Annotated in this window: 24 protein-coding genes; 13 read left to right on the top strand and 11 right to left on the bottom strand. The window is 65.7% G+C overall.

Annotated features, from left to right (window positions below; genetic code table 11):
* Positions 1-100: 100 nt before the first annotated feature.
* Positions 101-760, bottom strand: coding sequence for a ligase-associated DNA damage response endonuclease PdeM (gene pdeM, locus LL253_RS04815; RefSeq protein ID WP_228226398.1), 660 nt, complete (start codon positions 758-760; stop codon positions 101-103).
* A 65-nt stretch (positions 761-825) separates the two neighbouring features.
* On the opposite strand from pdeM, the gene trhO reads away from it, so the two are divergent.
* A complete protein-coding gene (gene trhO / locus LL253_RS04810; RefSeq protein WP_228226397.1) occupies positions 826-1,677 on the top strand; it encodes an oxygen-dependent tRNA uridine(34) hydroxylase TrhO in 852 nt (283 codons plus the stop codon).
* Positions 1,678-1,690: 13 nt separating this feature from the next.
* On the opposite strand, the gene LL253_RS04805 is transcribed toward trhO, so the two are convergent.
* Genes LL253_RS04805 through LL253_RS04790 form a run of 4 tightly spaced genes read right to left on the bottom strand, consistent with a single transcriptional unit; the run spans position 1,691 to position 3,730 of the window.
* The gene (locus tag LL253_RS04805; RefSeq protein WP_228226396.1) at positions 1,691-1,951 is read right to left on the bottom strand and encodes a hypothetical protein; all 261 of its coding nucleotides are present in this window, start codon (positions 1,949-1,951) and stop codon (positions 1,691-1,693) included.
* Positions 1,952-1,954: 3 nt separating this feature from the next.
* Positions 1,955-2,695, bottom strand: a complete 741-nt coding sequence (locus tag LL253_RS04800) for a M48 family metallopeptidase (protein ID WP_228226395.1) — start codon at positions 2,693-2,695, stop codon at positions 1,955-1,957.
* Positions 2,652-3,080, bottom strand: coding sequence for a YcgN family cysteine cluster protein (locus LL253_RS04795; RefSeq protein ID WP_228226394.1), 429 nt, complete (start codon positions 3,078-3,080; stop codon positions 2,652-2,654). Before LL253_RS04795 ends, LL253_RS04800 begins: the two co-directional genes overlap by 44 nt.
* Positions 3,077-3,730: an SCO family protein gene (locus LL253_RS04790; RefSeq protein ID WP_228226393.1), complete on the bottom strand. Its 654-nt coding sequence runs from the start codon at positions 3,728-3,730 to the stop codon at positions 3,077-3,079. Before LL253_RS04790 ends, LL253_RS04795 begins: the two co-directional genes overlap by 4 nt.
* Before the next feature lie 40 nt (positions 3,731-3,770).
* Between LL253_RS04790 and LL253_RS04785 the strand changes: the two genes are divergently transcribed.
* The 4 genes from LL253_RS04785 to LL253_RS04770 all read left to right on the top strand — a co-directional run bounded on the left by LL253_RS04785 (position 3,771) and on the right by LL253_RS04770 (position 6,572).
* Complete coding sequence (locus LL253_RS04785) at positions 3,771-4,388, top strand: ankyrin repeat domain-containing protein (protein WP_009823375.1); 618 nt, start codon at positions 3,771-3,773, stop codon at positions 4,386-4,388.
* A 73-nt stretch (positions 4,389-4,461) separates the two neighbouring features.
* Entirely contained in the window at positions 4,462-5,139 is a 678-nt protein-coding gene (locus LL253_RS04780; protein ID WP_228226392.1) for a queuosine precursor transporter, read from the top strand.
* Between the two features lie 96 nt (positions 5,140-5,235).
* Entirely contained in the window at positions 5,236-6,153 is a 918-nt protein-coding gene (gene argB, locus LL253_RS04775) for an acetylglutamate kinase (protein ID WP_009823377.1), read from the top strand.
* A gap of 77 nt (positions 6,154-6,230) precedes the next feature.
* Positions 6,231-6,572: an SWIB/MDM2 domain-containing protein gene (locus tag LL253_RS04770; protein WP_009823378.1), complete on the top strand. Its 342-nt coding sequence runs from the start codon at positions 6,231-6,233 to the stop codon at positions 6,570-6,572.
* Between the two features lie 55 nt (positions 6,573-6,627).
* Here LL253_RS04770 and LL253_RS04765 read toward each other — a convergent pair whose 3' ends face one another.
* Positions 6,628-7,836, bottom strand: a complete 1,209-nt coding sequence (locus LL253_RS04765; protein WP_228226391.1) for an NHL repeat-containing protein — start codon at positions 7,834-7,836, stop codon at positions 6,628-6,630.
* A 183-nt stretch (positions 7,837-8,019) separates the two neighbouring features.
* Here LL253_RS04765 and yczR point away from each other — a divergent pair, with 183 nt between their 5' ends.
* On the top strand, positions 8,020-9,483 hold the full coding sequence (gene yczR, locus LL253_RS04760; protein ID WP_228226390.1) for a MocR-like transcription factor YczR: 1,464 nt from the start codon (positions 8,020-8,022) through the stop codon (positions 9,481-9,483).
* An 82-nt stretch (positions 9,484-9,565) separates the two neighbouring features.
* On the opposite strand, the gene ppa is transcribed toward yczR, so the two are convergent.
* Complete coding sequence (ppa, locus tag LL253_RS04755) at positions 9,566-10,108, bottom strand: inorganic diphosphatase (RefSeq protein WP_009823381.1); 543 nt, start codon at positions 10,106-10,108, stop codon at positions 9,566-9,568.
* Between the two features lie 38 nt (positions 10,109-10,146).
* Entirely contained in the window at positions 10,147-12,087 is a 1,941-nt protein-coding gene (locus tag LL253_RS04750) for a M61 family metallopeptidase (RefSeq protein ID WP_228226389.1), read from the bottom strand.
* A 164-nt stretch (positions 12,088-12,251) separates the two neighbouring features.
* On the opposite strand from LL253_RS04750, the gene hisS reads away from it, so the two are divergent.
* The 6 genes from hisS to LL253_RS04720 all read left to right on the top strand — a co-directional run bounded on the left by hisS (position 12,252) and on the right by LL253_RS04720 (position 19,780).
* Complete coding sequence (hisS, locus tag LL253_RS04745) at positions 12,252-13,598, top strand: histidine--tRNA ligase (protein ID WP_228226388.1); 1,347 nt, start codon at positions 12,252-12,254, stop codon at positions 13,596-13,598.
* The gene (gene prfA / locus LL253_RS04740; RefSeq protein ID WP_009823384.1) at positions 13,598-14,683 is read left to right on the top strand and encodes a peptide chain release factor 1; all 1,086 of its coding nucleotides are present in this window, start codon (positions 13,598-13,600) and stop codon (positions 14,681-14,683) included. The genes hisS and prfA overlap by 1 nt, the downstream gene beginning before the upstream one ends.
* Positions 14,680-15,531 carry a peptide chain release factor N(5)-glutamine methyltransferase gene (gene prmC, locus LL253_RS04735; RefSeq protein ID WP_266100881.1) on the top strand — a complete coding sequence of 284 codons (852 nt, stop codon included), beginning with the start codon at positions 14,680-14,682 and terminating at the stop codon, positions 15,529-15,531. The genes prfA and prmC overlap by 4 nt, the downstream gene beginning before the upstream one ends.
* 317 nt (positions 15,532-15,848) lie before the next feature.
* On the top strand, positions 15,849-16,697 hold the full coding sequence (locus tag LL253_RS04730; protein WP_228226387.1) for a DUF4167 domain-containing protein: 849 nt from the start codon (positions 15,849-15,851) through the stop codon (positions 16,695-16,697).
* 127 nt (positions 16,698-16,824) lie between these two features.
* Complete coding sequence (locus LL253_RS04725) at positions 16,825-18,228, top strand: DUF4139 domain-containing protein (RefSeq protein ID WP_228226386.1); 1,404 nt, start codon at positions 16,825-16,827, stop codon at positions 18,226-18,228.
* Positions 18,229-18,238: 10 nt separating this feature from the next.
* Positions 18,239-19,780 (top strand): DUF4139 domain-containing protein, encoded by a 1,542-nt coding sequence (locus LL253_RS04720; RefSeq protein WP_228226385.1) that lies wholly within the window; start codon positions 18,239-18,241, stop codon positions 19,778-19,780.
* A 4-nt stretch (positions 19,781-19,784) separates the two neighbouring features.
* Here the strand turns inward: LL253_RS04720 and LL253_RS04715 are convergent, their stop codons facing one another.
* Together LL253_RS04715 and LL253_RS04710 are read right to left on the bottom strand one after the other, a co-directional pair.
* Positions 19,785-20,174, bottom strand: a complete 390-nt coding sequence (locus LL253_RS04715) for an acyl-CoA thioesterase (RefSeq protein WP_009823390.1) — start codon at positions 20,172-20,174, stop codon at positions 19,785-19,787.
* On the bottom strand, positions 20,167-20,466 hold the full coding sequence (locus LL253_RS04710; protein ID WP_009823391.1) for a hypothetical protein: 300 nt from the start codon (positions 20,464-20,466) through the stop codon (positions 20,167-20,169). Before LL253_RS04710 ends, LL253_RS04715 begins: the two co-directional genes overlap by 8 nt.
* A 137-nt stretch (positions 20,467-20,603) precedes the next feature.
* Between LL253_RS04710 and LL253_RS04705 the strand changes: the two genes are divergently transcribed.
* The gene (locus LL253_RS04705; protein ID WP_228221525.1) at positions 20,604-21,032 is read left to right on the top strand and encodes a CBS domain-containing protein; all 429 of its coding nucleotides are present in this window, start codon (positions 20,604-20,606) and stop codon (positions 21,030-21,032) included.
* A gap of 19 nt (positions 21,033-21,051) precedes the next feature.
* Here the strand turns inward: LL253_RS04705 and LL253_RS04700 are convergent, their stop codons facing one another.
* Complete coding sequence (locus LL253_RS04700) at positions 21,052-22,539, bottom strand: lipopolysaccharide biosynthesis protein (protein WP_228226384.1); 1,488 nt, start codon at positions 22,537-22,539, stop codon at positions 21,052-21,054.
* Positions 22,540-22,918 lie beyond the last annotated feature (379 nt).

The raw sequence follows: 22,918 nt of genomic DNA, 5'->3' as shown, positions 1-22,918 counted from the left end.
TTGCCCGCTTTTCCGGGGCTTTTACGCAGATGCGAGATGCATCCATGTCGGCGCTGTTGCACAGTGGCAACATTTGCGCTTTGCTTTCCGTAACGTCGCTTTACGAAAGCGGAAAGCGCAGCAGGCGGTCCGCGACGGGCACGAGCGCGGCCGCACCCGGCCCGACGGCGCGGCGAATCTCGCCATGGCCGGCATCCAGCCCGCCGGTGAGCGCGCCGAGCGCGGGCAGGATCAGCTTGGTCGCCGATCCGACAAAGCAGCGGCGCGACACATGGCGGCCGCGCAGCGATAGGCGCAGCTTGGGGTGGAAATGGCCGGAAATTTCAGGGTCGGGATCACCGGCCTGCGCCTCATGCCGCAGCCAGATGCCGCCGACTTGCGCCTGGGCGACGCGCCGTCCACCGGGCATTGCGGCCACGCCAATGTCATGATTGCCGGTGATCCAGGTCCAGTCCAGCCGACCGGTCAGGGCCGCCAGCCGATCGCGCGCCTGTGGGTCGAGCCGGGCGGCGCCGTCGCTGTCGTGAAAACTGTCGCCCAGCGAGTAGACCGCCTGCGCGCCCGTGCGCGCCACCAGCGCGTCGATCATGTCGAGCGTGGCATGGCTGTCATGCGGGGGCAGGAACTGGCCGAAACGGGCATACCAGCTCGCCTTTTCGAAATGCAGGTCGGCGACCAGCAGCGCGCGGCGCGCGGGCCAATAGAGCGCGGCTTCGGGCAGGGCCAGAAACGCCTCTCCTGCGAACGAAAGGGGAACCATCCAGCGCCTATGCGCCTGTCCGTCGCGGCTTTCAAGTGGCGGCCTACAGGCCTATAGGCGCTGCCATGCCCGCCACATCGCCCGCCACCCCGTCCGCCTACGCCATTGCCGCCTTGTATCGCTTCGCCCGGTTCGATGATCCCGATGCGATCGCCGTGCAGTTGCGGGCGCTGTGCGGCGATCTTGGCACGTGCGGCACACTGATCGTCGCGGGCGAGGGAATCAACGGCACGGTGGCAGGCAGCGATGACGCCATCGCCGCGCTGGTCGATCATATCCGCACCCTGCCGGGCTGCGCGGATCTCGACGTCAAATATGCGCGCGCCGATGCCGCGCCGTTCGCGCGCATGAAGGTCAAGGTGAAGGCGGAGATCGTAACGCTGGGCGCGGGCGATCTGGACCCTGCGACCCAGGCGGGCGATTATCTGGACCCGGCGCAATGGAACGCGTTGATCGCCGATCCCGACACGATCGTCATCGACACGCGCAACGCCTATGAGGTGGCCTGCGGTACATTTGAAAATGCGATCGATCCGGCGACGCGGTCCTTTCGCGACTTTCCCGCCTGGTTCGATGGGCTGGCGGAGCGGCTGCGCGCCAAGGGACGGGCGCCCAAGATCGCGATGTTCTGCACCGGCGGGATACGGTGCGAGAAATCGACCGCGCTGGTGAAGGCGCGCGGCTTCGACGATGTCTATCACCTGAAAGGCGGCATCCTGCGCTATCTGGAGGAGATGCCGGAAGCTGACAGCCGCTGGCAGGGCGAATGCTATGTCTTCGACGAGCGGGTGACGGTGGGCCATGGGCTGAAACCGGGCAACCATGTCGCCTGCCCCGCCTGCGGCCTGCCCTATCCGCGCGAGGGGGAGCATATGTGCGCCGGGGACGAAACGGGCGCCTGGCCGCATCGGGGGTAGGAGCCTCCCGCGCTCAGCGCGGCTCTTCGACCAGTTCGGCGATTTCGAAGACATAGCTGGCCCAGCCGCGCATCTTCGCGCCATCGGCGGCCGGCGCTTTCAGCTTCTTCGCTTCGGCCAGCGAGCGAGTGTGGCCCCAGAACACCTCGGTCCTGCCATTTTCCAGTTGCGCGACGATCCGCCAATAATGGGTGAGCGGGTCGGCGGTAGGGCCGATACGCTTCACATAGCCATCGGCCATGGTGGCGACGAGATAGCGTTTGCGGCGGGCCATGGATCAGGCGCGGTAGCGGTGGAGGCTGGCGCCATGGGCGCGCAACCAGGCGCGCGCGGGGCGGGGATCAGCGCCCAGGATGCGGCGATGCGCGGCATGGAAGGCGGAGCTGTGGTCCATGTGAAGCAGATGCGCCAGTTCGTGCGCGACCGTGGCGCGGCGCACGTCGGGCGGGGCGAGGATCAGCCGCCAGCTATAGCGGATCGCGCCAGAGGCGGCGCAACTGCCCCAGCGGCTGCGCGGATCACCCACGCCCACCGATGCGACGATGAGGCCATGATCGCGCGCGATGGCATGGCTTTCGGTTTCCAGCACGGCCCGCGCCCGCGCGACCAGCCAGCGCTGCACGCGCGCCCCGACCGATTCCGCCGGGCCGCCCAGCAGGAGACGGTCGCCCTCCAGCCGAATCGTGCGGGTCGCGCCTGCGATCCAGCAGATGGTGACATCGCGCCCTTCGAGCGGGAAGGTCGCGCCATCGGCGAGTAGGGTGATGGCGGGCTGCTTGGCCAGTTGCGCGCGCACCCATGCTTCATGGTCCTGCGCCCAGGCCAGCGCCTTTTTCAGGTTCGCGCGCGCGGGCAGCGAGAGGCGAAGGCCGCCACGGGCGCTGTCCAGCGTCAGCCGATAGGCGCGGGCGCGGGCCGAGCGGCGGATGCGCACCGGCACGGGCGCGCCATCGATCAGGATCGCGGCATCGCCCTCAAAGCTCGCGGTCGACAAGATGATGTTCCCAGTCGCCTGCATCCGCCTCCGCCACGGTCCAGCCGCGCACCGATTCGCCGGCGCGATGCACCGCTTCCCGGTCGCCGCTGACGAGATAATGCCAGTCGGGCAGGGGCAGGCCGTCCCCACGCAGCCGGTAGGCGCAGGTGCGCGGCAGCCAGCCGAGGTTGCGCACCTTGGCCGGGGTCAGCCGCACGCAATCGGGCACGAAGCGGCGGCGGTCCTTGTAATTGCTGCACTGGGCGCTCTGGCGGTCGAGCAGGCGGCAGGCGACATTGGTGGGATAAATGCGCCCCGTATCCTCATCCTCCGCCTTGTGCAGGCAGCATTTGCCGCAGCCGTCGCACAGGGCTTCCCATTGCGCGCGATCCAGCTGGTCCAGCGGCTTTTCCCAGAAGGGGGTCATTTGATCCATTGGTGCAGGAAGGCGCGGACCTTGTCCGGCGCGCCTTCGTCCACGTCGGCGGTGGCGGGGTCATCCACCGGGACCAGAGCGATCGGCTGACCGTCCGGACCGAACAGATAAGGGGTGCGGCTGTGGCTCACCAGATAGTCGCTGGCGCTCGCGCTCTCTTCCTTGCCGTAGATGACCGCGAAATCCTTAGCGACCTTGGCGATCTGGTCCGGCGTGCCGGTAAGGCCGATGAGGCGGGGGTGAAAGGCGGCCACATAGGTTTTGAGCACGGCGGGCGTGTCGCGGGCCGGATCGACGCTGATCAGCATCGGCTGCACCTTGGCGGCCAGTTGGGGACTGGCTTTTTCAAACTGGGCAAAGCCCTGCATGATGCGTTGCAGGTCGACCGGGCAGATGTCCGGGCAATAGGTATAGCCGAAATAGACGAGGCGATACTGGCCCTTGAAGTCATCCCAGCGGACCTGTTTTCCGTCCTGATCGGTAAGGGTGAAAGGGCCGCCGATGCGCGCGCCGGCAAGGTCGCCCTGGGCTGCGCCATTGTTTGATGCGGCGTTGCCGCCCCCCATATCGCAGGCGGAAAGCAGGGCGAGCATCGGCAGGGCGCAGGTCAAGATGGCTTTGTTCATGGCATCGCCAGCCATGCCCTGCTAGAAGCCGATTTGCAAATAGACAGGGCGCAGCATGACGAAGACCTTCCTTTCCGCTTTCCTGGTTCCGGCCGCTATGGCGATGATGGCGCCCGGCGTCGCGCAGGCGCAGTTTTCGGATAATTACAACTTTCTCAAAGCGGTGAAGGATCGCGACGGACAGAAGGTGACGGACTTCATCCAGAAGCCCGGCTCCACCGTCATCAACAGCCGCGACGTCACCAGCGGCGAAAATGCGCTGCACATCGTGGTGGCGCGGCGCGACAATAGCTGGCTGACATTCCTGCTGTCCAAGGGCGCCAATCCCAACCTGACCGACAATGACGGCAACACGCCGCTGATGGACGCGGTGCAGGCCCGGTTCGAGGAAGGCGTGCGCACGTTGCTGGCCTATAAGGCGCAGGTCGACAAGCCAAACGACAATGGCGAGACGCCGCTGATCCGCGCGGTGCAGTTGCGTGACGTGGGGCTGGTGCGCCTGCTGGTGGCGCAGGGGGCCAATGTCGACAAGCGCGACAGCCTGGCGGGCATGTCGGCGCGCGACTATGCGGCGCGCGACAATCGCACGCCGGGGCTGGCCGATGCGCTGGACGCAGCGAAGGACAGCGGCGCGGCCAAGCCGTCGGGACCGGTGCAGGGTCCGGTCTTCTGATCGGCAGGCTTTGAGCGGGGGCGTAAAGCCCCGCTCTCTTTCCCCGCCGCGCAAATGGCGATATGGGCGGCCGATGACGACTTCGCCCGCGCCCATCAGCCGATCGCTCTTCTTCTTTTCCATCTTTTATGGCGGCATGGTCTGCATCGCGGGCGTGCTGGGCAACAAGCAGGTGGCGCTTGGCCCGCTGTCGAGCATCGGGCCGATGGTAGGGCTGGGTCCGCTGGCGGTGGAGGCGGGGATTTTTGCCTTTCTGCTGCTGGTCACGATATCCAGCGCGGTGGCGGAATTGCATGGCCGTGCCGTGGCGACACGATTGGTGCAGATCGGCTTCCTGCCGCTGATCGCGTCGATCCTGCTGTCGATCCTGGTGCTGGCGGCCCCGGCGGCCGGCGACATGGACCCGGCGCGGGCCGATGCCTTCGCGCTGATGATGGGTGGCACGCCGCGCATATGGCTGGGCGGGATCATCGCCTATGGCATTTCCCAAACGCTGAACGTGACGCTGTTCGCGGCGCTCAAGGGGCGGGAGGGCAGCCGGCTGCTGTGGTTGCGCGCGGCGACGGCAAGCATATTGTCGCAGATCGTCGACACGCTGCTGTTCGTGACCATCGCCTTTTACGGTATCTTTCCGATCGGCGAATTGCTGCTGGGGCAGATGCTGGCCAAGGTGCTGCTGTCGGCGATCCTGGTGCCGCCGGTCATCTATCTGCTGGTCGGGCTGGGGCGGCGGCTGGACCGGCAGAGCTGAAAACGACAGCAAAGCCGACATATCCAGAGACGGGTTTTTTGATTAGTTAGCTAACTAATGGAATGGCGGTTCTTGCGGGTGCGGGCATATCGGCCTATGCGCGCGCGCATGAACAGCAAGCACGCCCCCGATCCCGCGCTCCTGGCCAAGGCCGAAACCCTGGTGGAGGCGCTGCCCTATATGCAGCGTTATGCCGGCAAGACCTTCGTGGTCAAATATGGCGGGCACGCCATGGGCGACCCTGAAGCCGCGCGCGATTTCGCCGAGGATGTCGTGCTGATGAAGGCGGTCGGCATCAATGTCGTCGTCGTCCATGGCGGCGGACCGCAGATCGGCGCGATGCTGAAGAAACTGGGCGTCGAATCGCAGTTCATCGGCGGCCTGCGCGTCACCGACAAGGAAACCGCGCAGATCGCCGAAATGGTGCTGGCCGGGTCCATCAACAAGGAAATCGTGGGCTGGATCGCGGGTGCCGGCGGCAAGGCGGTGGGCATTTCGGGCAAGGATGGCGGCCTGGTCGTCTGCGAAAAGGTGCTGGGCAAGCGTGAGGCGGACCCCAATTCGGGCATCGAGCGCAATGTTGACCTCGGCTTTGTCGGTGACCCGGTTTCGGTTGACCGGTCGATCCTGGACACGCTGGCCAATAACGGCATCATCCCGGTGGTGGCGCCGGTGGGCATCGGCGCGGACGGCCACACCTATAATGTCAACGCCGACACGATGGCGGGCGCGATCGCGGCGGAATTGAAGGCGTCGCGCTTCTTCCTGCTGACCGATGTGGCGGGTGTGCTCGACAAGCAGGGACAATTGCTGTCCGACCTCGATCCGGCAGCGATCCACGGGCTGGAAGCCGATGGCACGATCAGCGGGGGCATGATCCCGAAGCTGGAAACCTGCGTGCGCGCGGTCGAGGGCGGGGTCGATGCGGCCGTCATCCTGGACGGGCGGGTGCCGCACGCGATGCTGCTGGAAATCTTTACCGATCAGGGCGCGGGCACGCTGGTCCATAAATAGGCGCGGCAGCACGGGCCGCAACCAATGGCGGTGCGCCGCGTATATGGCTATCGACCCCCCAAGGTGAGGAGCATGACGTGGCAAAATCGGCGGAAAAACGCGGCAAGGACGAGACCAAGGCCGCCGAGAAGACGGTCAAGGCGACCGGCAAGAAGGCCGGCGGCGCGCGCGGCGGCATCACTGCGCCGGTCACGCCCTCCCCGGAGCTGGCCGAAATTGTCGGCGACAAGGACCTGCCCCGCAGCGAGGTGGTGAGCAAGGTGTGGGATTATATCAAGAAGCATGACCTGCAGGACGCCAAGGACCGGCGCCAGATCAATGCCGACGCCAAGCTGGAAAAGATTTTCGGCAAGAAATCAGTGAGCATGTTCGAGATGAACAAGCATCTGAGCCAGCATCTGACCGCCAAGAAGGCCTGAGTGGCAGGGGCGGCCGGAACGCCCGGTCGCCCGCAGCCGCCTGTCCAATGCCTCTCTATTCGATGCCGGTGAAGACCAGTTTCTGCACCCGGCGGCCGGTATTGACTTCGGTCGCGTAGAGATTGCCCTGGCTGTCGGTGTCGATGCTGTGCAGCCAGGTGAACTGGCCCGCCTGCCGGCCGATCCGACCGACTGCGCCCAGCACCTCATGGGTGGCGCGGCGCAAGATCCAGATCCGGCCGTTCATCATATCGGCGACATAAAGATAGGTCTGGTCCGGGTCGGGCGAGAAGGCGATGTCGGTAACGCTGTGGGTGCCGCCGGTGTCGCCTGCGATGACGAGATCGCGCACGAAGGTCAGGCTGCCGTCCTTCCCCCGCTTGAACAGCTGCGCCCGGTTGTTGTTGCGATCGCAGACATAGACATGGCCGTCGCGGGTCGGCACCACGCAATGGACGATATCGGCGAAGATGGGGGCCTTGGGATCGGCGACCTTGCTAGGGTCGACGGCATGGCTCTGGTCGAAATCGCCGGTGCGGGTGGGGGCGACCGGCGGCTTGCCATAGGCACCCCAGCGGCCCTTATAGGCGTTGCTCTTCGCGTCGAAGCCGATGACGCGGCGATTGATATAGCCGTCCGAAATCAGCACCATGTCCTCGCTATGATTGACGTCCGACGGGTTGCCGAGCAGGTCGGTCGCGTCATTGCCGCCGGTCCTGCCGCGACGACCGAAGCTGCGGATATGGCGGCCATCGGCGCTGTAGTTCAGGACGACATGATCGCCCTTGCCATTGCCGCCGAACCAGATTGTCCCGGCCTTGTCGACGAAGATGCCGTGCAGGCTTGAGGGCCACTGCGTGACGCCATCGACGCTGGGCGCGCTGTCGGGGCCGCCCCATCCGCCGAGATAGCGGCCGTCGCTGGCGAAGCGCACCACGGGAGGCGCGGGCTTGCAGCAGACGGCGATTGGCGGGTCTTGCGCCAGGCCCGTATCGGTGGCGGTGAGCGAATGGGGGCGATGGACAACCCAGACACTGTCGTCGGGGCCGACCGCGACGCCGCTCACCTGCCCCAGCAATAGGTCCGGCGGCATGGCGGGCCAGGCGGCGTCGACCATGAAGCGCGGCATTTTCGTTCCGGGGCGCGCGATCTGTTCGAAGGCGAGCGGCGCGAGCGCGGGGCGCGCGGGCATTGGCGCATCGGGCGCGGGACTGGTCGCGCCGAGAAGCGGCAGGGCGAGGAGGAGGGCAAGCAGGCGGCGCATGGGGTAGCTCCCGGATCGCGAGGTTAGGGGATCATGCCAGCGGTCAGGCCGGCGTCAAGGATCGTGCACGAGACCGGCGATCATGGCTTGAGAGAAAGGGCAGCTTTGGCGCAACTGGCCTTTTCCATCAAGGCCAGTTTTGGATAAGTGGACAGGATAGACCCTTCAGTCGGAGGAATGTTCATGTCCACTTCGCTGCTTCGCCCGCCGTCCCTGTTGCGCCTGCTCGGCGCATGGCGCGCGCAGGACAGCGCGGAGCCGGCCTATCGCCAATTGGCGCAGGCGCTGCGGATGCTGGTGCTGGACGGGCGGGTCGGATTGAATGTGAGGTTGCCGGGCGAGCGGGAACTGGCCGCTGCGCTGGGCCTGTCGCGCACGACCATTGCCGCAGCATTCGACCGGCTGCGCGACGAAGGGTTTCTGGAAAGCCGGCAGGGGTCGGGCAGCGTCACCCGCTTGCCCGCCGGACATGCGACGACGCCGGCCACCGATCCGGAGAGGACGAGCGGCGGCAACCTGCTCAACTGGACCCACGCGGCATTGCCCGCCGCGCCCGGTGTCGCCCGCGCCTATGCCCATGCAGTCGAGGCGCTGCCTGCCTATCTGGGCGATCTGGGCTATGATCCTTTCGGCCTGATGGTGCTGCGCCGCGCGATCGCCGCCCATTATGAGCGGCGCGGTTGCCCGACATCGCCCGACCAGATCATGGTGACGAACGGTGCGCAGCAGGGATTTTCGCTGTTGCTGAAGTGGCTGGCGGGGCCGGGCGATCGGGCGGTGATCGATCATCCGACCTATCATAACGTCATCCAGGCGTTGCAGCGCGCCCATGTCGTGCCGGTGCCGGTCGGCCTGCCCGAACAGGGGTGGGATATTGACGCGATGGAGGCGGCGTTCCGCCAGACCGCGCCGCGCTTTGCCTATGTGATCGCTGATTTCCACAATCCGACCGGGCGGTCGATGGACCCGGCCACACGGCGCGCGCTGGTGGCGGCGGCCACGCGCACGCACACGCCGCTGATCGTCGATGAAACGATGGTGGCGATGGGACTGGACTTTGCGCCGCCGCCGCCGGTCGCCTGCCACGACCCATCGGGGCGGCAGGTGATTTCGCTGGGGTCGGCGAGCAAGATTTTCTGGGGCGGGTTGCGCGTCGGATGGATCCGGGCGGACGCGCAGACGGTCGCGGCGCTGGGGCGGTTGCGCACGACGATGGATATGGCAAGCCCGGTGGTGGAGCAATTGGCGGTGGCGCAGCTGATCGATGCGGATGTCGGGCTGGGCGCGCGGGCGCAGACACTGCGCGACCGGCGCGACCATCTGCTGGGCCTGATCGCCACGCATCTGCCGCACTGGCGGGTCGAATCGCCGGCGGGCGGCCTGTCGCTCTGGGCCGAATTGCCGCGCGCGGAGGCGACCGCGCTCGCCGCGCTGGCCGAAAGCCTGGGCGTGCGGGTGGCGGCGGGGCCGCGCTTTGGCGTGGGCGGCGCGTTCGAGCGATTCCTGCGCCTGCCCTTCACGCTGGACGAGGGCCAGCTGGAGGCGGGGGTTGCGCGGCTGGTGGAGGCGGACGCGCGGCTGCATGCGCGCCTGCCGCGCGGGCGCGACAGTTTCGCGCTGGCGATGGAGGCGGACCGGCTGATTTAAGGCGCGCAGCGCGCTTTAGACAGAAAAAGGCCGCGCGGTGCGGGACCGCGCGGCCTTTCTGTCTAAACCTGACGGGCGTGGTTCAGGCGGTCTTTTTCGCCGCCTGATAGCGCTCGATCGCTTCCACCGTGATCTGGCGTGCGTCTTCCGCGCCGCCCCAGGTGCCGATGCGCACCCACTTCTTCTTCTCCAGATCCTTATAATGGGTGAAGAAATGCTCGATCTGCTGGAAGACGATTTCCGGCAGGTCGTCGCGTTCGCCCACATTGGAATAATAAGGGAAGGTCGAATCCACCGGCACGCACACCAGCTTTTCATCGCCGCCCGCTTCGTCTTCCAGGTTCAGCACCGCGATCGGACGGGCGCGCACGACGCAACCGGGGATGAAGGGCGACCGCGCGACGACCAGCGCGTCGAGCGGATCGCCGTCGGGCGACAGCGTATGCGGCACGAAGCCGTAATTGGCCGGATAGCGCATCGGCGTGTGCAGGATGCGATCCACGAACAGCGCGCCCGACGCCTTGTCGAACTCATATTTGACCGGCTCGCCGCCCACCGGCACCTCGATGACGACATTGAGGTTGTTGGGCGGATCATCGCCAACGGAGATCAGTTCGATATTCATGAAAACGCCTTTTTCCTACACGTTTCGCTGCGGGTGAGTCATGTTCTTGGCTTGAGCAGCCGGTCGAGGCTGCCTTCACCCTCTCCTGTCTTTTCGAGGCGCGGATAGCGCAAGCCACCTGAATATGCGAGCGACAAAGTGCGGTAATATTTGTCCTGCTTGACGATGATCTGGATCGGCGTCTTGCCGTCCTTTGCCGCGGTGATTGCCGCCTTCCAGTCTTCGGGCGAAAATTCGTTGCCGTTGACCGCCAGTATCTTGGCGCCCACGACTAGACCGGCCTTGAACGCCGCGCTGTCCCAGATGACGCTGCTGATATCGCCGTCATTCTTGACGATCGCGCCGATGCCCGACCCCTGGTCGACATATTTGCCCGCTGTTTCGGCCGCCTTGGTGAAGCTGTTGGGCTCTTCGGTGTAGACAAGCTTGTAGCCGCCCATGAAGAAGCCGCCCTTGGGCGTTTCGCCGGTGGGGCGATCGACATATTTCTGGAAGAAGCCGGCCCAGTCATAGGGTGCGATGCCGTTGAGCGTCGCGATGACGTCGTCGCGATTATAGACGACCTGGCCCCAGTCGCCCGGCTTGATGCCGAAAAAGGCCTTCGCGAAATCGTCCAGCCCCTTGCGGCCACGGGTTGCCTTGCTGATGATGGCGTCGGCCTCCAGCCACATCATCAGGCCTTCATTGTAATAATCCTCCGACCGCTGCCAGCTGCTCCAGCCCTTGGGGCGGCGCGCGGATATGATGGGATCATGGGTGGTGTCTTCCAGCGGACGCCATTGCCGGCCGACTGCCGTGTCGAGCCGCGCGGCGATATTGGCATAGGCGTCGAGCGTTTCCTGCTTGGTGAACATGCCCGACCGCGCGCCCAGCACATAGCCCCAGAATTGCGTCTGGCCTTCATAGACCCACAGCAGATTATCCTGCATCGGCGTGCGGAAATCGGGCGTCCAGAGCAGGTCGGGGCGGCGGAACTTGCCGTCCCAGCTATGGGTGAATTCATGCGGGAGAAGGTTGCGGTCAAGCAGCGCCTTGTCCGAATCCCAATCCTTGAAATAGCCCGGTTCGACCTGGTTTTCCGAGCTGCGCTGATGTTCCAGGCCAATGCCGCCCATTTCGTCCGTGATAGCGAGCAGAAAGTCATAATGGTTGAAATGATAGGCGCCAAACAGCGCGCCGGCTTCGTCGACCAGCTTTTTATGCTTGGCGATCTGTTCGGGCTTGTAAGCGAGTTCGTCGGCATCGTCGGCGACGATGTTGAGCGTCACGTCATGGCCCAGGTCCACCGGCTTGAAATAGCGGCCGGCAAAGACGGGCGAATCCTGCAACGCTTCATAGTCGATGGTTTCATAGGCGACGGTATCCCCCGTCTTCGTGCCGCGCAGCGCGGTCGCGGCCTGCCAGCCGGCGGGATAGGTGACGGTCGCCTGCACCGGGATCTGGCGGGTATAATAGCCCGCCGGGTAGAGCGACACCTGTTCCCACTGGAGGTTCAGCATCTTGGGCGTGATGACGACGCGGCCCTGATTGGGCTGGGTGGCGGACAGGCACTGGAAGGAGGCGACGATCTCGCTCGCGCCCTGGGGCACGTCGATGGTGAAGGCGTAGACGTCGAGCGGATCACGCACCCACTCAATCGGCTGGCCATTGGCGGTGATGGTGAGGCCGGCGAGCTTTTCGATCTGGCCGCGCGGGGCGTGGTTGCCCGGCAGCCATTGGGGCATCAGCAGCGTCATCGGCCCGGCCTGGGCGACGGGGATGGTTTCCTTGACGCGGTAGATGCGCTGCATGGTGTCGGTCGCGTCTACCTCCAGCCTGATCGTGCCGGGATAGGGCGTGTCGCGTGGCGCGGGCGTCGCGTCGTTGACGGGCAGGGCGGTCGGTTTGGACCGCAGCGCGTCCTGCGCGTGGAGCGGCGTAACGATCGCGGTGGCGAGGCCTGTCGACAGGCAAAGGGCGGCAGCAAGGCTGCGGATCATGGAGGTCTCCGAAAGATGGACAGGCCGGTCGGCCCGGATGGCCCAAGCATGGCGGCTGCGCGCGCGCGCGTCCACCCCTGACCGAACGGGGATACGCCCTCAAGGGCAGGGGACCGAAAAACCGCGTTTCCTTGGACTTGAAATGCCGTTAAAGGCGCTGCCCCATGGCCAGAATAGATACCCCGCGCCCGGTGCGCGGCACGCAGGACATGCTGGGCGGCACGCCCGATGCTTTCCAGGAGAGGTTCGCGCATGTGGTCGCGACCTTCGATCGCGTGCGCCGGCTCTATGGGTTCCAGCGGGTCGAGGTGCCGGTGTTCGAGGCGACGGCAGTGTTCGCCCGGTCGCTGGGCGAAAGCACCGATGTCGTGTCCAAGGAAATGTATACGTTCGAGGATCGCGGTGGTGACAGCATCACCCTGCGCCCCGAATTCACCGCCGGGATCAGCCGCGCCTACATCACCGAAGGCTGGCAGCAATATGCGCCGCTCAAAGTCGCGACGCACGGGCCGCTGTTCCGTTACGAACGGCCGCAAAAGGGACGGTTCCGCCAGTTCCACCAGCTGGACGCGGAAATCATCGGTGCGGGCGAGCCGGGCGCGGACGTCGAATTGCTGGTGATGGGCGACCAGTTGCTGCGCGAGCTGAAGATCGAGGGCGTGACGCTGACGCTCAATACGCTGGGCGACGCGGCGAGCCGGGACGCCTGGCGCGCGGCGCTGATCGCGCATTTCGAGGCAAACCGGGGCGATTTGTCGGAAGACAGCGTTGAGCGGCTGGCGAAGAACCCGCTGCGCATCCTGGACAGCAAGGACCCGCGCGACCGGCCGATCGCCGACAGCGCGCCGGATATCGACGCTTATCTGACCGATGAGGCGCGCAGCTTTTTCGAAAAGGTGACGGCGGGGCTGGACGCGGCTGGCGTGGCGTGGGAGCGCAACGCGCGGCTGGTGCGCGGTCTGGACTATTATCGCCACACCGCGTTCGAGTTCGTAACCGATCGGCTGGGCGCGCAGGGCACGGTGCTGGGCGGCGGGCGTTATGACGGGCTGATCGAGAATCTGGGCGGCCCCGCCACGCCGGCGGTCGGCTGGGCAGCGGGGATCGAGCGGCTGGCGATGCTGGTGGATATGCCTGATATTGATCGGCCGCTCGTCGTTGTATTTAGTGAAAGTAATTCGCAAGATGCGAATGTCACAAGCCTTACGGCGGCTCTTCGACGGGCTGGATTCGCAACTGATACGGTTTTTGGAGGATCGCCGAAGAAACGATTCGATAAAGCGCAAAGCAAGCTACCCCAAATTATGCTGGTAGTCCGTGAAGCTGTAGAAGGCCGCCCAAACTGGAATCCGATTTTCGTTGATGTGAAACGTGGCCGTGGAGCGATGGAGCAGGACAGCGAATACATCGAAAAGCTGGCTGGAGAGATTTTGCAGAAGTCCGCGATGTTAGTCCCTCTCAGCAAGGATGAGAAATGCTGGGCTGATTATGGCGTGGTTCTGAAAGCCTGATGCACATTTCCGCTGAACGCATTGCGCAGATCGAGGCGCGCCGGGACGAGGTGCAGGCGTCGATGACGCGCGCCGATCTGGCGCCCGATCAGTTCGTGCGGCTGTCCAAGGAATATGCCGAGATCGAGCCGGTGGCGGCGGCGGCGCGCGAATTGCGGCGCTTGCGGCAGGAACTGGCGGCGCTGGAAATGATGACCGGCGGCGAGGAGGCGGACCCGGCCATGCGCGACATGGCGCAGGAGGAAATGCAATTGCTCAAAAGCCAGCTGCCCGCCGCCGAGCGCGCGCTGGCGCTGCAATTGCTGCCCCGCGACGCGGCCGACGCGCGGCCCGCCATGCTGGAAATCCGCGCCGGCACCGGCGGGGACGAGGCGGCCCTGTTCGCCGGCGACCTGTTCCGCATGTATCAGCGCTATGCCGATACACAGGGATGGAAGATGGAGATGCTGTCGGCCAATGCGTCCGAACAGGGCGGCTTCAAGGAAGTGGTCGCCAGCATCAATGGCGCGGGCGTCTTTGCGAAATTGAAGTTCGAGAGCGGGGTGCACCGGGTGCAGCGCGTGCCGGTGACGGAAAGCGGCGGGCGCATCCACACCAGCGCCGCGACCGTCGCCGTGCTGCCCGAACCCGAAGAGGTGGACGTGCAAATCGCCGACGCGGACCTCAAGATCGACATTTATCGCGCGTCGGGCGCGGGCGGGCAGCATGTGAACACCACCGATTCGGCGGTGCGCATCACCCATGTGCCGACCGGCATCGTAGTGACGCAGCAGGATGAACGGTCGCAGCACAAGAACAAGGCGAAGGCGATGCAGGTGCTGCGCGCGCGCCTGTACGAAGCCGAGCGCGAACGCACGCAGAATGAGCAGGCCGGGGCGCGCAAGGCGATGGTGGGATCGGGCGACCGGTCCGAACGCATCCGCACCTATAATTTCCCGCAGGGGCGCGTCACCGACCATCGCATCAACCTGACGCTGCATCGGCTGCCCGAAATATTGGAAGGGCCGGGCCTTTCCGAAGTGATCGACGCGCTGACGGCCGAGGATGAAGCGGCGCGGCTGGCGCAGTTGGACGGGGTGAGTTGACGGGGTCTTCCCCCCTGTGCCTGACGAGCGGGAGCATCCCGGACGCGCTTCGCGCCGCCACCGATAGTCTTGCCCGTTCCAGCGACACGGCGCGACTGGACGCGGAATTGCTGATGGCGCACGCGCTGGGCCTGTCGCGTGGTGACATGCTGATGCGGCAGCGCGATTTGGGCGTGCCGTCCGATTTCGCGGCGCTGATCGCGCGGCGGGCGGCCGGAGAGCCGGTCGCGCATATCATCGGCACGCGCGATTTCTGGACGATCACGTTGGCTGTGACGCCCGACACGCTGATCCCGCGCCCGGACAGCGAGACGCTGATCGAGGCGGCGGTCGACTATTTCGGGGCGCAGGGTCCGCAGACGGTGCTGGACCTGGGCACCGGGTCTGGCGCGCTGTTGCTCGCGGCGCTGGCGCAGTGGCCACAGGCGCGCGGGCTGGGGATCGACGCGTCGGCGGGCGCGCTGTTGGTGGCGCGGGGCAATGCGGCGCGGCTGGATCTGGACGCGCGCGCCGAATTTCGCGCCGGGGACTGGGCGACAGGGGTGGAGGGGGTGTTCGACCTGCTGCTTATCAACCCGCCCTATATTGGCGTGGATGAGCCGCTGAGCGGCGATGTATTGCGCGAACCGGCCAGTGCGCTGTTTGCAGGGGCGGACGGGCTGGACGATTATCGCCGCATCGCGCCCGACCTGCCACGCCTGATCGCGCCGGGCGGCATGGCGGCGATCGAGATTGGCCACAGGCAGGGCGACAGCGTCGGCGCGCTGGTGGCGGCGCAGGGGTTGAACGTCGCGATCCGCTGCGACCTGGCGGGGCTTGATCGCTGCGTCATCGCCACGCGGACATGATGGGCAATGGGCGATTTACGCGCAGGAAAACGAAAATCGCTTGGTTTATGCCGGGAAAGCCACTACATCGGGTCAAGGAACGGCTCCATCTCGTGATCTGGCTACTATGGCCATGGACAGAAAAGGCCGTTTTTTACGCTCCTTAAAGTCATGACGGCGTTCGCTGCGCTAGCGCCGGTGGCGGCCAGGCAATTGGCCCGGATCATCCGGCCAGGCCCGGCGGAGCCATATTCGGCCAAATGGATGGCCGTGCTTGGGGATGGCGACTGAACAGTGTCTTCAGTGAGTTTTGACATAGCGAACGCAAGGACCATGTCTTGATCAACAACCGGCAATCCGGCCGTCGCAATCGCGGCCGGAACAATAACGGTCGACCCAATGGTGGCAACCGGGGCGGCGGCGACAATGGCAACCGCATCGACAACCGCGCGCGCGGCAATGCGGCCCAGCTTCTTGAGAAATACAAGAATATGGCCCGCGATGCGCAGATGGCCGGCGACCGCGTGAATGCCGAATATTATTTGCAGTTCGCCGATCATTATTTCCGCGTGCTGGCCGACAATCGCGCCCGCCAGGAAGAACAGCAGCAGCGTTATCGTCGCAATGACGATGACTATAGCGAAGACGGCGATGAATTCGACAGCGCCGATTATGGCAGCGACGATGGACGCGCCGACCAGTCCGAGCGCGGATCGCGCGATCAGGGCCGGGGCCAGGCGCGGGATCAGGGCCGCGATCAATCGCGCAATCAGGGCAGGGATCAGGCCAGAGACCAGGACGGTCGGCAGGATGACGAGCGCGAAGCGCGCGGCAACCGGCGCGACCGCACCCGCCGCGATCAGCAGGGCGGTGACGTCGATGCATCGACCCGGATGGAACGCGGCGTCGAAGGCCCGACCGGCACCCCCGCCGACGCGATGAGCGAGGCTGCGCAGGCCGCGCCCGCTGCGGCTCCTGCCGCTGAAACCGAAGCGCCAAAGCCGCGTCGCGGCCGTCCGCGCAAGGTCGATGCCGCCAAGGCCGCCGATGACGCGCATGGGATGGACGCCACGATCCTGCCGCCCTCGATCGCGCGGGCGGACAATGATGAAGACGCGCCAGCCGAAGACGCACCCAAGAAGCGCACGCGCCGGCCGCGCGCGAAGGCGGCCGAGGCCGCTGAATAACAGCATCGCCCGCTATTTGGCGGCGACATCGGGGGACGATGCGAGCGCGCATCGTCCCCTTTTTGCTGCCCGCTTTCCAAGTCGCGCGCGATCCGGCACAAGGCGGACGCAAAGACCGGAGAGAGAGATGATCGCTGCGCGCCTGCCCGTCCCGTTGCTGCTGGCCCTGATGTCGGCAAGCGCCCATGCGCAGGTCGCAAGCGACCCGGTGGGCGCCAGCGCGCAGGGGGATATTGCCGTCACCATCTATAATGGCGGCCAGTCGCTGGTGCAGGATGAACGGCGACTGCCGGTCACGCAGGGCCGCAACCGCATCGAATTTCCCGATGTATCGGCGCGCATCCGGCCCGAAACGGTGAATCTGTCGGGGCCGGGCCTGTCCATCGTCGAGCAGAATTTCGATTTCGACCTGCTGTCGCCCGACAAGCTGATGGACAAGGCGGTGGGGCAGGAGGTGACGCTGGTGCGCACCAATGTCGCGACCGGGGCGGAAACGCGGGAACGGGCTAAGGTGCTGGCGGCCAATGGCGGCATCGTGCTTCAGATCGGCAGCCGGATCGAAGTGCTGCGCGACGACGGCCTGCCGGTGCGGGTGGTGTTCGACCGGGTGCCGCCCAATTTGCGCGCGCGCCCGACATTGTCCGTGACGGTGGAAGCGGACCGCGCCGGGACCGTGCCCGCCCGCCTGTCCTACCTGACGCCCAATCTGGGCTGGACCGCCGATTATGTCGCGATGTTCGACGCGGCGAAGCAGGCGATGGACATGCAGGGATGGGTGACGCTCACCAACAATACGGGCACGACCTTCACCAACGCGCGCACCCTGTTGGTGGCCGGCGACCCCGCCAGTGGCGGCGGCCGGCAACGCGGCTTTGCGCCGGGCGCCGGCGCGATCGATGCCGCCGGAACCGAAAGCGGGACGCGCGAGCGGCTGGGTGACTATTATCTCTATCCGCTGGCTGCCCGCACGACGATCGCTGATGCGCAGCAGAAGCAGGTGAGTTTTCTGGATGTGCAGGGCACACCGGCGCGGGCGACCTATGAATATGTAAACGGGTGGCTGGGCAGTTCCGCCGAGCCGATGAGCGCGTCGAGCGTGCTCAAATTTTCAACGTCAAGACAGGGCGGCCTGGGCGACCAACTGCCCGCCGGGACGATCCGCGTCTATATGCGCGATGCGCGCGGCGATCCGCAGTTCATCGGCGAGAATCGCATCGACCATACGCCGATGGGATCATCCATGGCGTTGCGCACCGGCGAGGCCTTCGACGTCAAGGTCCGCCCGACCGTCGAGCAGCGCACCCGCAAGGGCGCGGACCGGTGGGAAACGCGCATGCGCTATACGCTGACGAACGCGCGACCGGAGGCGGTGACGGTTGACCTGGCGCAGCTGGGCCTGTGGGGCGACACCCGCGTGGTGCAGCAAAGCCTGGAGGGACGGCGCGTGTCAGCGGAGCGGATGGAATGGAGCGTGCCCGTGGCGGCCAATGGGTCGGCCGAACTGCTGGTCACGTTCGATTCGCGCTATTGAGCGCGACGACATGATGGCCGGGCGGCTGATCCTTGTCCTTGCGCTGGCGTTAGCGGCTGTGGTGCCAGCGATGACGCGGGCGCAAACGCTGGTGTCGCCACGGCCCGATACGGTGGCGCTCACCATTTATCGCCAGCCCGGCCGCACGCGCGGCGCGATCGACCCGCAATGGCCGCGCGGCTATGCGCTCGTCACGGAAACCCGCACCATCGATCTGCCGCAGGGCGAAAGCGTGATCCGGTTCGAGGGCGTGGCCGAAGGGTTGATGCCGGAAACGGCCGTGCTGTCCGGCTTGCCGCAGGGGGTGCGGGAGAAAAATCGCGACGACCGGCTGTTGTCGCCCGCAGGACTGGTCGACGCCTATCTCAAGCGCAGCGTGACGCTGCGCCGCACCGATCGCGCCACGGGCAAGGTGACGCAGCAGGATGCGGTCATCACCGCAGGGCCGGCGGGCGGCGTGATCGTGCGCACGGCGCAGGGTTATGAGGCATTGGGGTGCAGTGGCCTGCCCGAAAGGATGCTTTACCCGCAGGCCCCCGCCGACCTGTCGGCGCGCCCGACGCTGTCGGTGATCGCGACTGCCGATCGGCCTACGCGCGCGACCGTGCAGCTGACCTATCTGGCGCAGGGGTTCGACTGGGCGGCCAATTATGTCGCGGAGCGGCGCTCGGATGGCCGGATCGACCTGATGGCGTGGCTGACGCTGGCCAATGGTGGCGTGACGGGCTTTGCCGATGCGAAGGTCGCGGTGATCGCCGGGCATCCCAATCGGGAGGCGCGGGCGTTGCTGCGCCGGCAGGCAGCCGGTGCGCTCAGCTTACGCTGCTGGCCGATGGACGGCACCAGCACCCACCCGCGCTGGGGATTGCCGCCGGTGGCGATGGCGCAGCGGATGGAGCGGGCGGAGGATATCGTCGTGACGAGCGCGCGGCTGGCGGCGCCGGCTCCACCGCCGCCACCTCCGCCGCCTCCGCCACCTCCGCCACCGCCCGAAGATGTCGGCGATTTGAAACTCTACCGCATTCCCTTTGCCGTCGATGTCGCGCCGAGCGGGCAGAAGCAGGTGGCCCTGCTAAGGCAACCGGGCGTGGCGGCAGAGCGGCTTTATGCCGCCACGGTGCGCGGGGCGACGCCATCGCTGCCGATGACACTGCGCCTGCGCTTGCGGAACCGGGCGGAGGATGGCCTGGGAATCGCCATGCCCGCAGGCCGCGTCGCGTTGTTCGAGCATGTGGCGGGGCAACGGCTGTTGGCGGGGGAGGCGGACGTGGCGGACAAGGCGGCGGGCGAGCGGATCGATTATGACCTGATGCAGAGCCCCGATGTGCGGATCGCCGCGACAATCGCGCAGGAAAGCGCCAAGCGCCGACGCTGGATCGTCAGCGTCAGCAATGCGCGGGCGCAGCCCGTGACCGCCGAAGTCACCCTGACGCAGGATATTACGCCCCGGCCAAAAGGGCTGGAGCGGCGCGGCAGTGGCTGGATCTGGCGCATAGTCGTGCCGGCGAACGGCAAGGCAGACTATCGCTATGATGAGCGGTTCGACCGCTGAACCGTCAGGCGGTCGGAAAGGGCCGGGGTCGGTGATCGGCGTCCAGCGCCACGAAGGTATAGACGCCGCTGGTGAGCGGCACTTCTTCCTGCGCGATTCCGCGCGTCGCCACGACGTCGATGCGGATCGCCAGCGATGTCCGTCCGCGCCGCTCTTCGCGCGCATAGACCGACACGATATCGCCCAGCAAAATCGGGGCGATGAACTTCATGCTTTCGATCGCGACGGTGGCGACCGGTCCCTGCGCCAGGCGATGGGCGATGATGCCGCCGGCGATATCCATCTGGCTGAGCACCCAGCCACCGAAAATATGGCCGTTGGCGTTGATATCGGCCAATCGCGGCATCACGCGCAGCACGGCTTCGCCCCGGTCGTCTTTCGTCGTTTCAGTCATCCAGCGGCACCTCGTCCTTCGCCCTGTCAATTACCTGTTCGTCATGCCCGGTCCCGCTGGACAGGAAGACGAGCGCCATCAGCCCCGTCCCCAGCATGAAGGTCAGCCATACGCCCAATGTGGTCGCGATCGCCATATGGATCGGCAGCGAACCCGTCCACCAATAGAGAAACAGCAGCGCCGCGCCGACGCAGGCCGCGCCGCCGGCCGCCATCCAGGCCATGATCCGGCGAAACCGGCCCCAGGCCGTCGCCGCGATCTGCGGGTCGTCGAGCGCTTGCTTGCGTGTCATCCCTTTTCTTTGGGGCGTGATCGTGGGATCATCAAGCGCCGGACGCGATTTGGGTCGCCAACGCCCGGCTGGCGGCTCGTTCATCGCGCAACAGAATAACAGGACCGGCGGACGCAGGCGAACAAGGAGAGCAGGCCATGACCATTGCAACGATTTTGCAGCGCAAGGGGAACGACGTCATCCAGGTCGAGCCCAGCGACAGCGTGCTGAGCGCCGTCCGATTGCTGGCGGACCAGCGAATCGGTTGTGTGCCCGTGGTCGCGGATGGCCAGGTGGTGGGCATTTTTTCGGAGCGCGACCTGGTGTACCGCGTGGCGCAGGATGGCCCGTCCGCGCTGGACCACAGCGTCGGCGACGTGATGACCGCGCCGGCCATCACCATTGATGAACAGACATCGGTCATGCAAGGCCTGTCGCTGATGACGAAGCGACGCATCCGTCATCTGCCGGTAGTGGTCGATGGCGCGCTGGCGGGCATGATCTCGATCGGCGATCTGGTCAAATTCCGCATCGACAGCATCGAATCGGAAGCCGCGGCGATGCGCGACTATATCCAGACCGTCTGATCGCCGGAGGGCTGCCGGATCAGGCCGCGGCCTGAACCGGCGGCTTGCGGCGGATCACCAGCGCGATCAGTTCCCGAAGTGTCCCGCGCGCGCACAGCAGCAGCGCGCCCAGAAAGGCGAGGCCGCCGGCCGGAACCAGAATGGCGAGCCGCAGCGGGGCAGGGAGAACCGGCAGCGCAGAATCGATGGCGAGCACGACGCCGGCCATCAGCAACGAACAGCCAAGGCCCGGCGCCGCCGCCAGTGCGAGGTCGGCGAGGCGCAGGCCCATGGGCGCGCCAGCGAGGCGTGCGGTCACCAGCGTCAGCAGCGGAAAGGCGGCCAGCCAGGCCCAGGTCAGGCCGATCGCCCCATATTGGATGCCAATCAGGAAGGCCGCCGGCATCAACACCGCGCCGACTCCGGCGATTCGCGCGGTGGTGCCGGGGCGGCCGAGCGCATTGCTGACCGGCGCGAACATCACCTGCACCGTCATGAACGGCATGGCGAGCGCCAATATGGTGACGAAGGGGGCCATGGCCAGCCATTTTTCCCCGAACAGCGTTTCCACCAGCGGTCCTGCCGTCACCGCCATGCCAAGGTAAATGGGGCAGGTCAGCAGCAGCAGCAGCTTCACCGCCTTGCAGAAGGACCAGGAGACGCGGCTCACATCCTTCTGCATTCGCGCATAGGCGGGAAAGGCGACGTCGTTGAGAGGGGGCACGAATTTACTGACGAAAATCTGGGTGAGGAACAGCGCTTCGGCGTAAAGGCCCAGCGCATGGGGATCGAGCACGCGGCCGCCGATGAAGATGTCCGCCTGGCTCTGGACGATCCAGAACAGCTGGCCGCCCAGCAATGACGCGCCATAGCCGACCATCGCGCCGGTGCCGCGAAAATCGAAACTGGGAATCGGGCGGAATCCGGTAACGATGACATAGCCCGCCGCCTTGACCCAGAAGCCGGCGATCGGCGCGAAGACCAGCGTCCATACACCCCAGCCTGACAGGGCACCGGTAAGTGCGACGCCGGCGGAGGCGGCCGCTGCGATCAGGTTGACCAGCGCGGGCCGCTTGAAGTCCAGCGCGCGGCCCATGATCGCTTCGGGAATCGAGATGAACGGGGTGGACAAATAGAGCAGCGCCTGCACTCGCAGCAGGTCGGCGACCATGGGCTGGTCATAATAGTCCGCCGCCAGGGGCGCGATGGCGAGTTGCAGCAAGGCGAGCGATCCGTTCAGCAGCAGCATGATGCCAAAGGCCTGGCGCAACCGATGCGGTTCAACGCTGTCCGACTGCACCAGCGCGCTCACCAGGCCATAGCCGTTGAGGAAGGTCGCGAAATTGAGGATCACCTGCGTCATCGCGAACAGGCCATAGTCGGCCGGATCGAGCAGGCGGATGACGGCGAGCGTCACCACCCAGCTCATCATCTGCGACACGATCTGGCTACCCGAACGCCAGAAGATCGCGCTGCGTATCCGCGCGCCAAAGCCCGCGTCATTCGCATCCGCATCCTGCAAACCCATATCGCTATCCGTTCCTCGATCCTGATCGCTGGTCGGAGCCTTTATCAGGGAAGGTGCCAAAAATTTCTGAAATAAAACTGCAAAAAGGGTTTGACGGTTCGGAAAGCCACCCATATATGCCGCCTCACCGGACGGGACGCTGCCTTTTACGAGGCGCTGACGGAACGGTCGCCAACATTTGCGGGACACTCTCCCTCGGAAGCAGTTTCGAGGAAGGTTCTCTGTCCCCTAAGAGTGTTGGCTGGTTCTTTGACATTGTAGATTAGATGAAGGGACATGTGGGCGGCGGCTCGGTGTCTGGCGCTTTCTTTAGGGCGCTGGATTATCGTAAAAGCTTAAGCCGGTTCATATGTCTCAATACATATCCACAGTATATGTA

Origin of the sequence: Sphingobium soli (assembly GCF_020782245.1) — a bacterium.
Taxonomy (GTDB): domain Bacteria; phylum Pseudomonadota; class Alphaproteobacteria; order Sphingomonadales; family Sphingomonadaceae; genus Sphingobium; species Sphingobium soli.
This window is presented reverse-complemented; position numbering and strand designations above follow the sequence as displayed.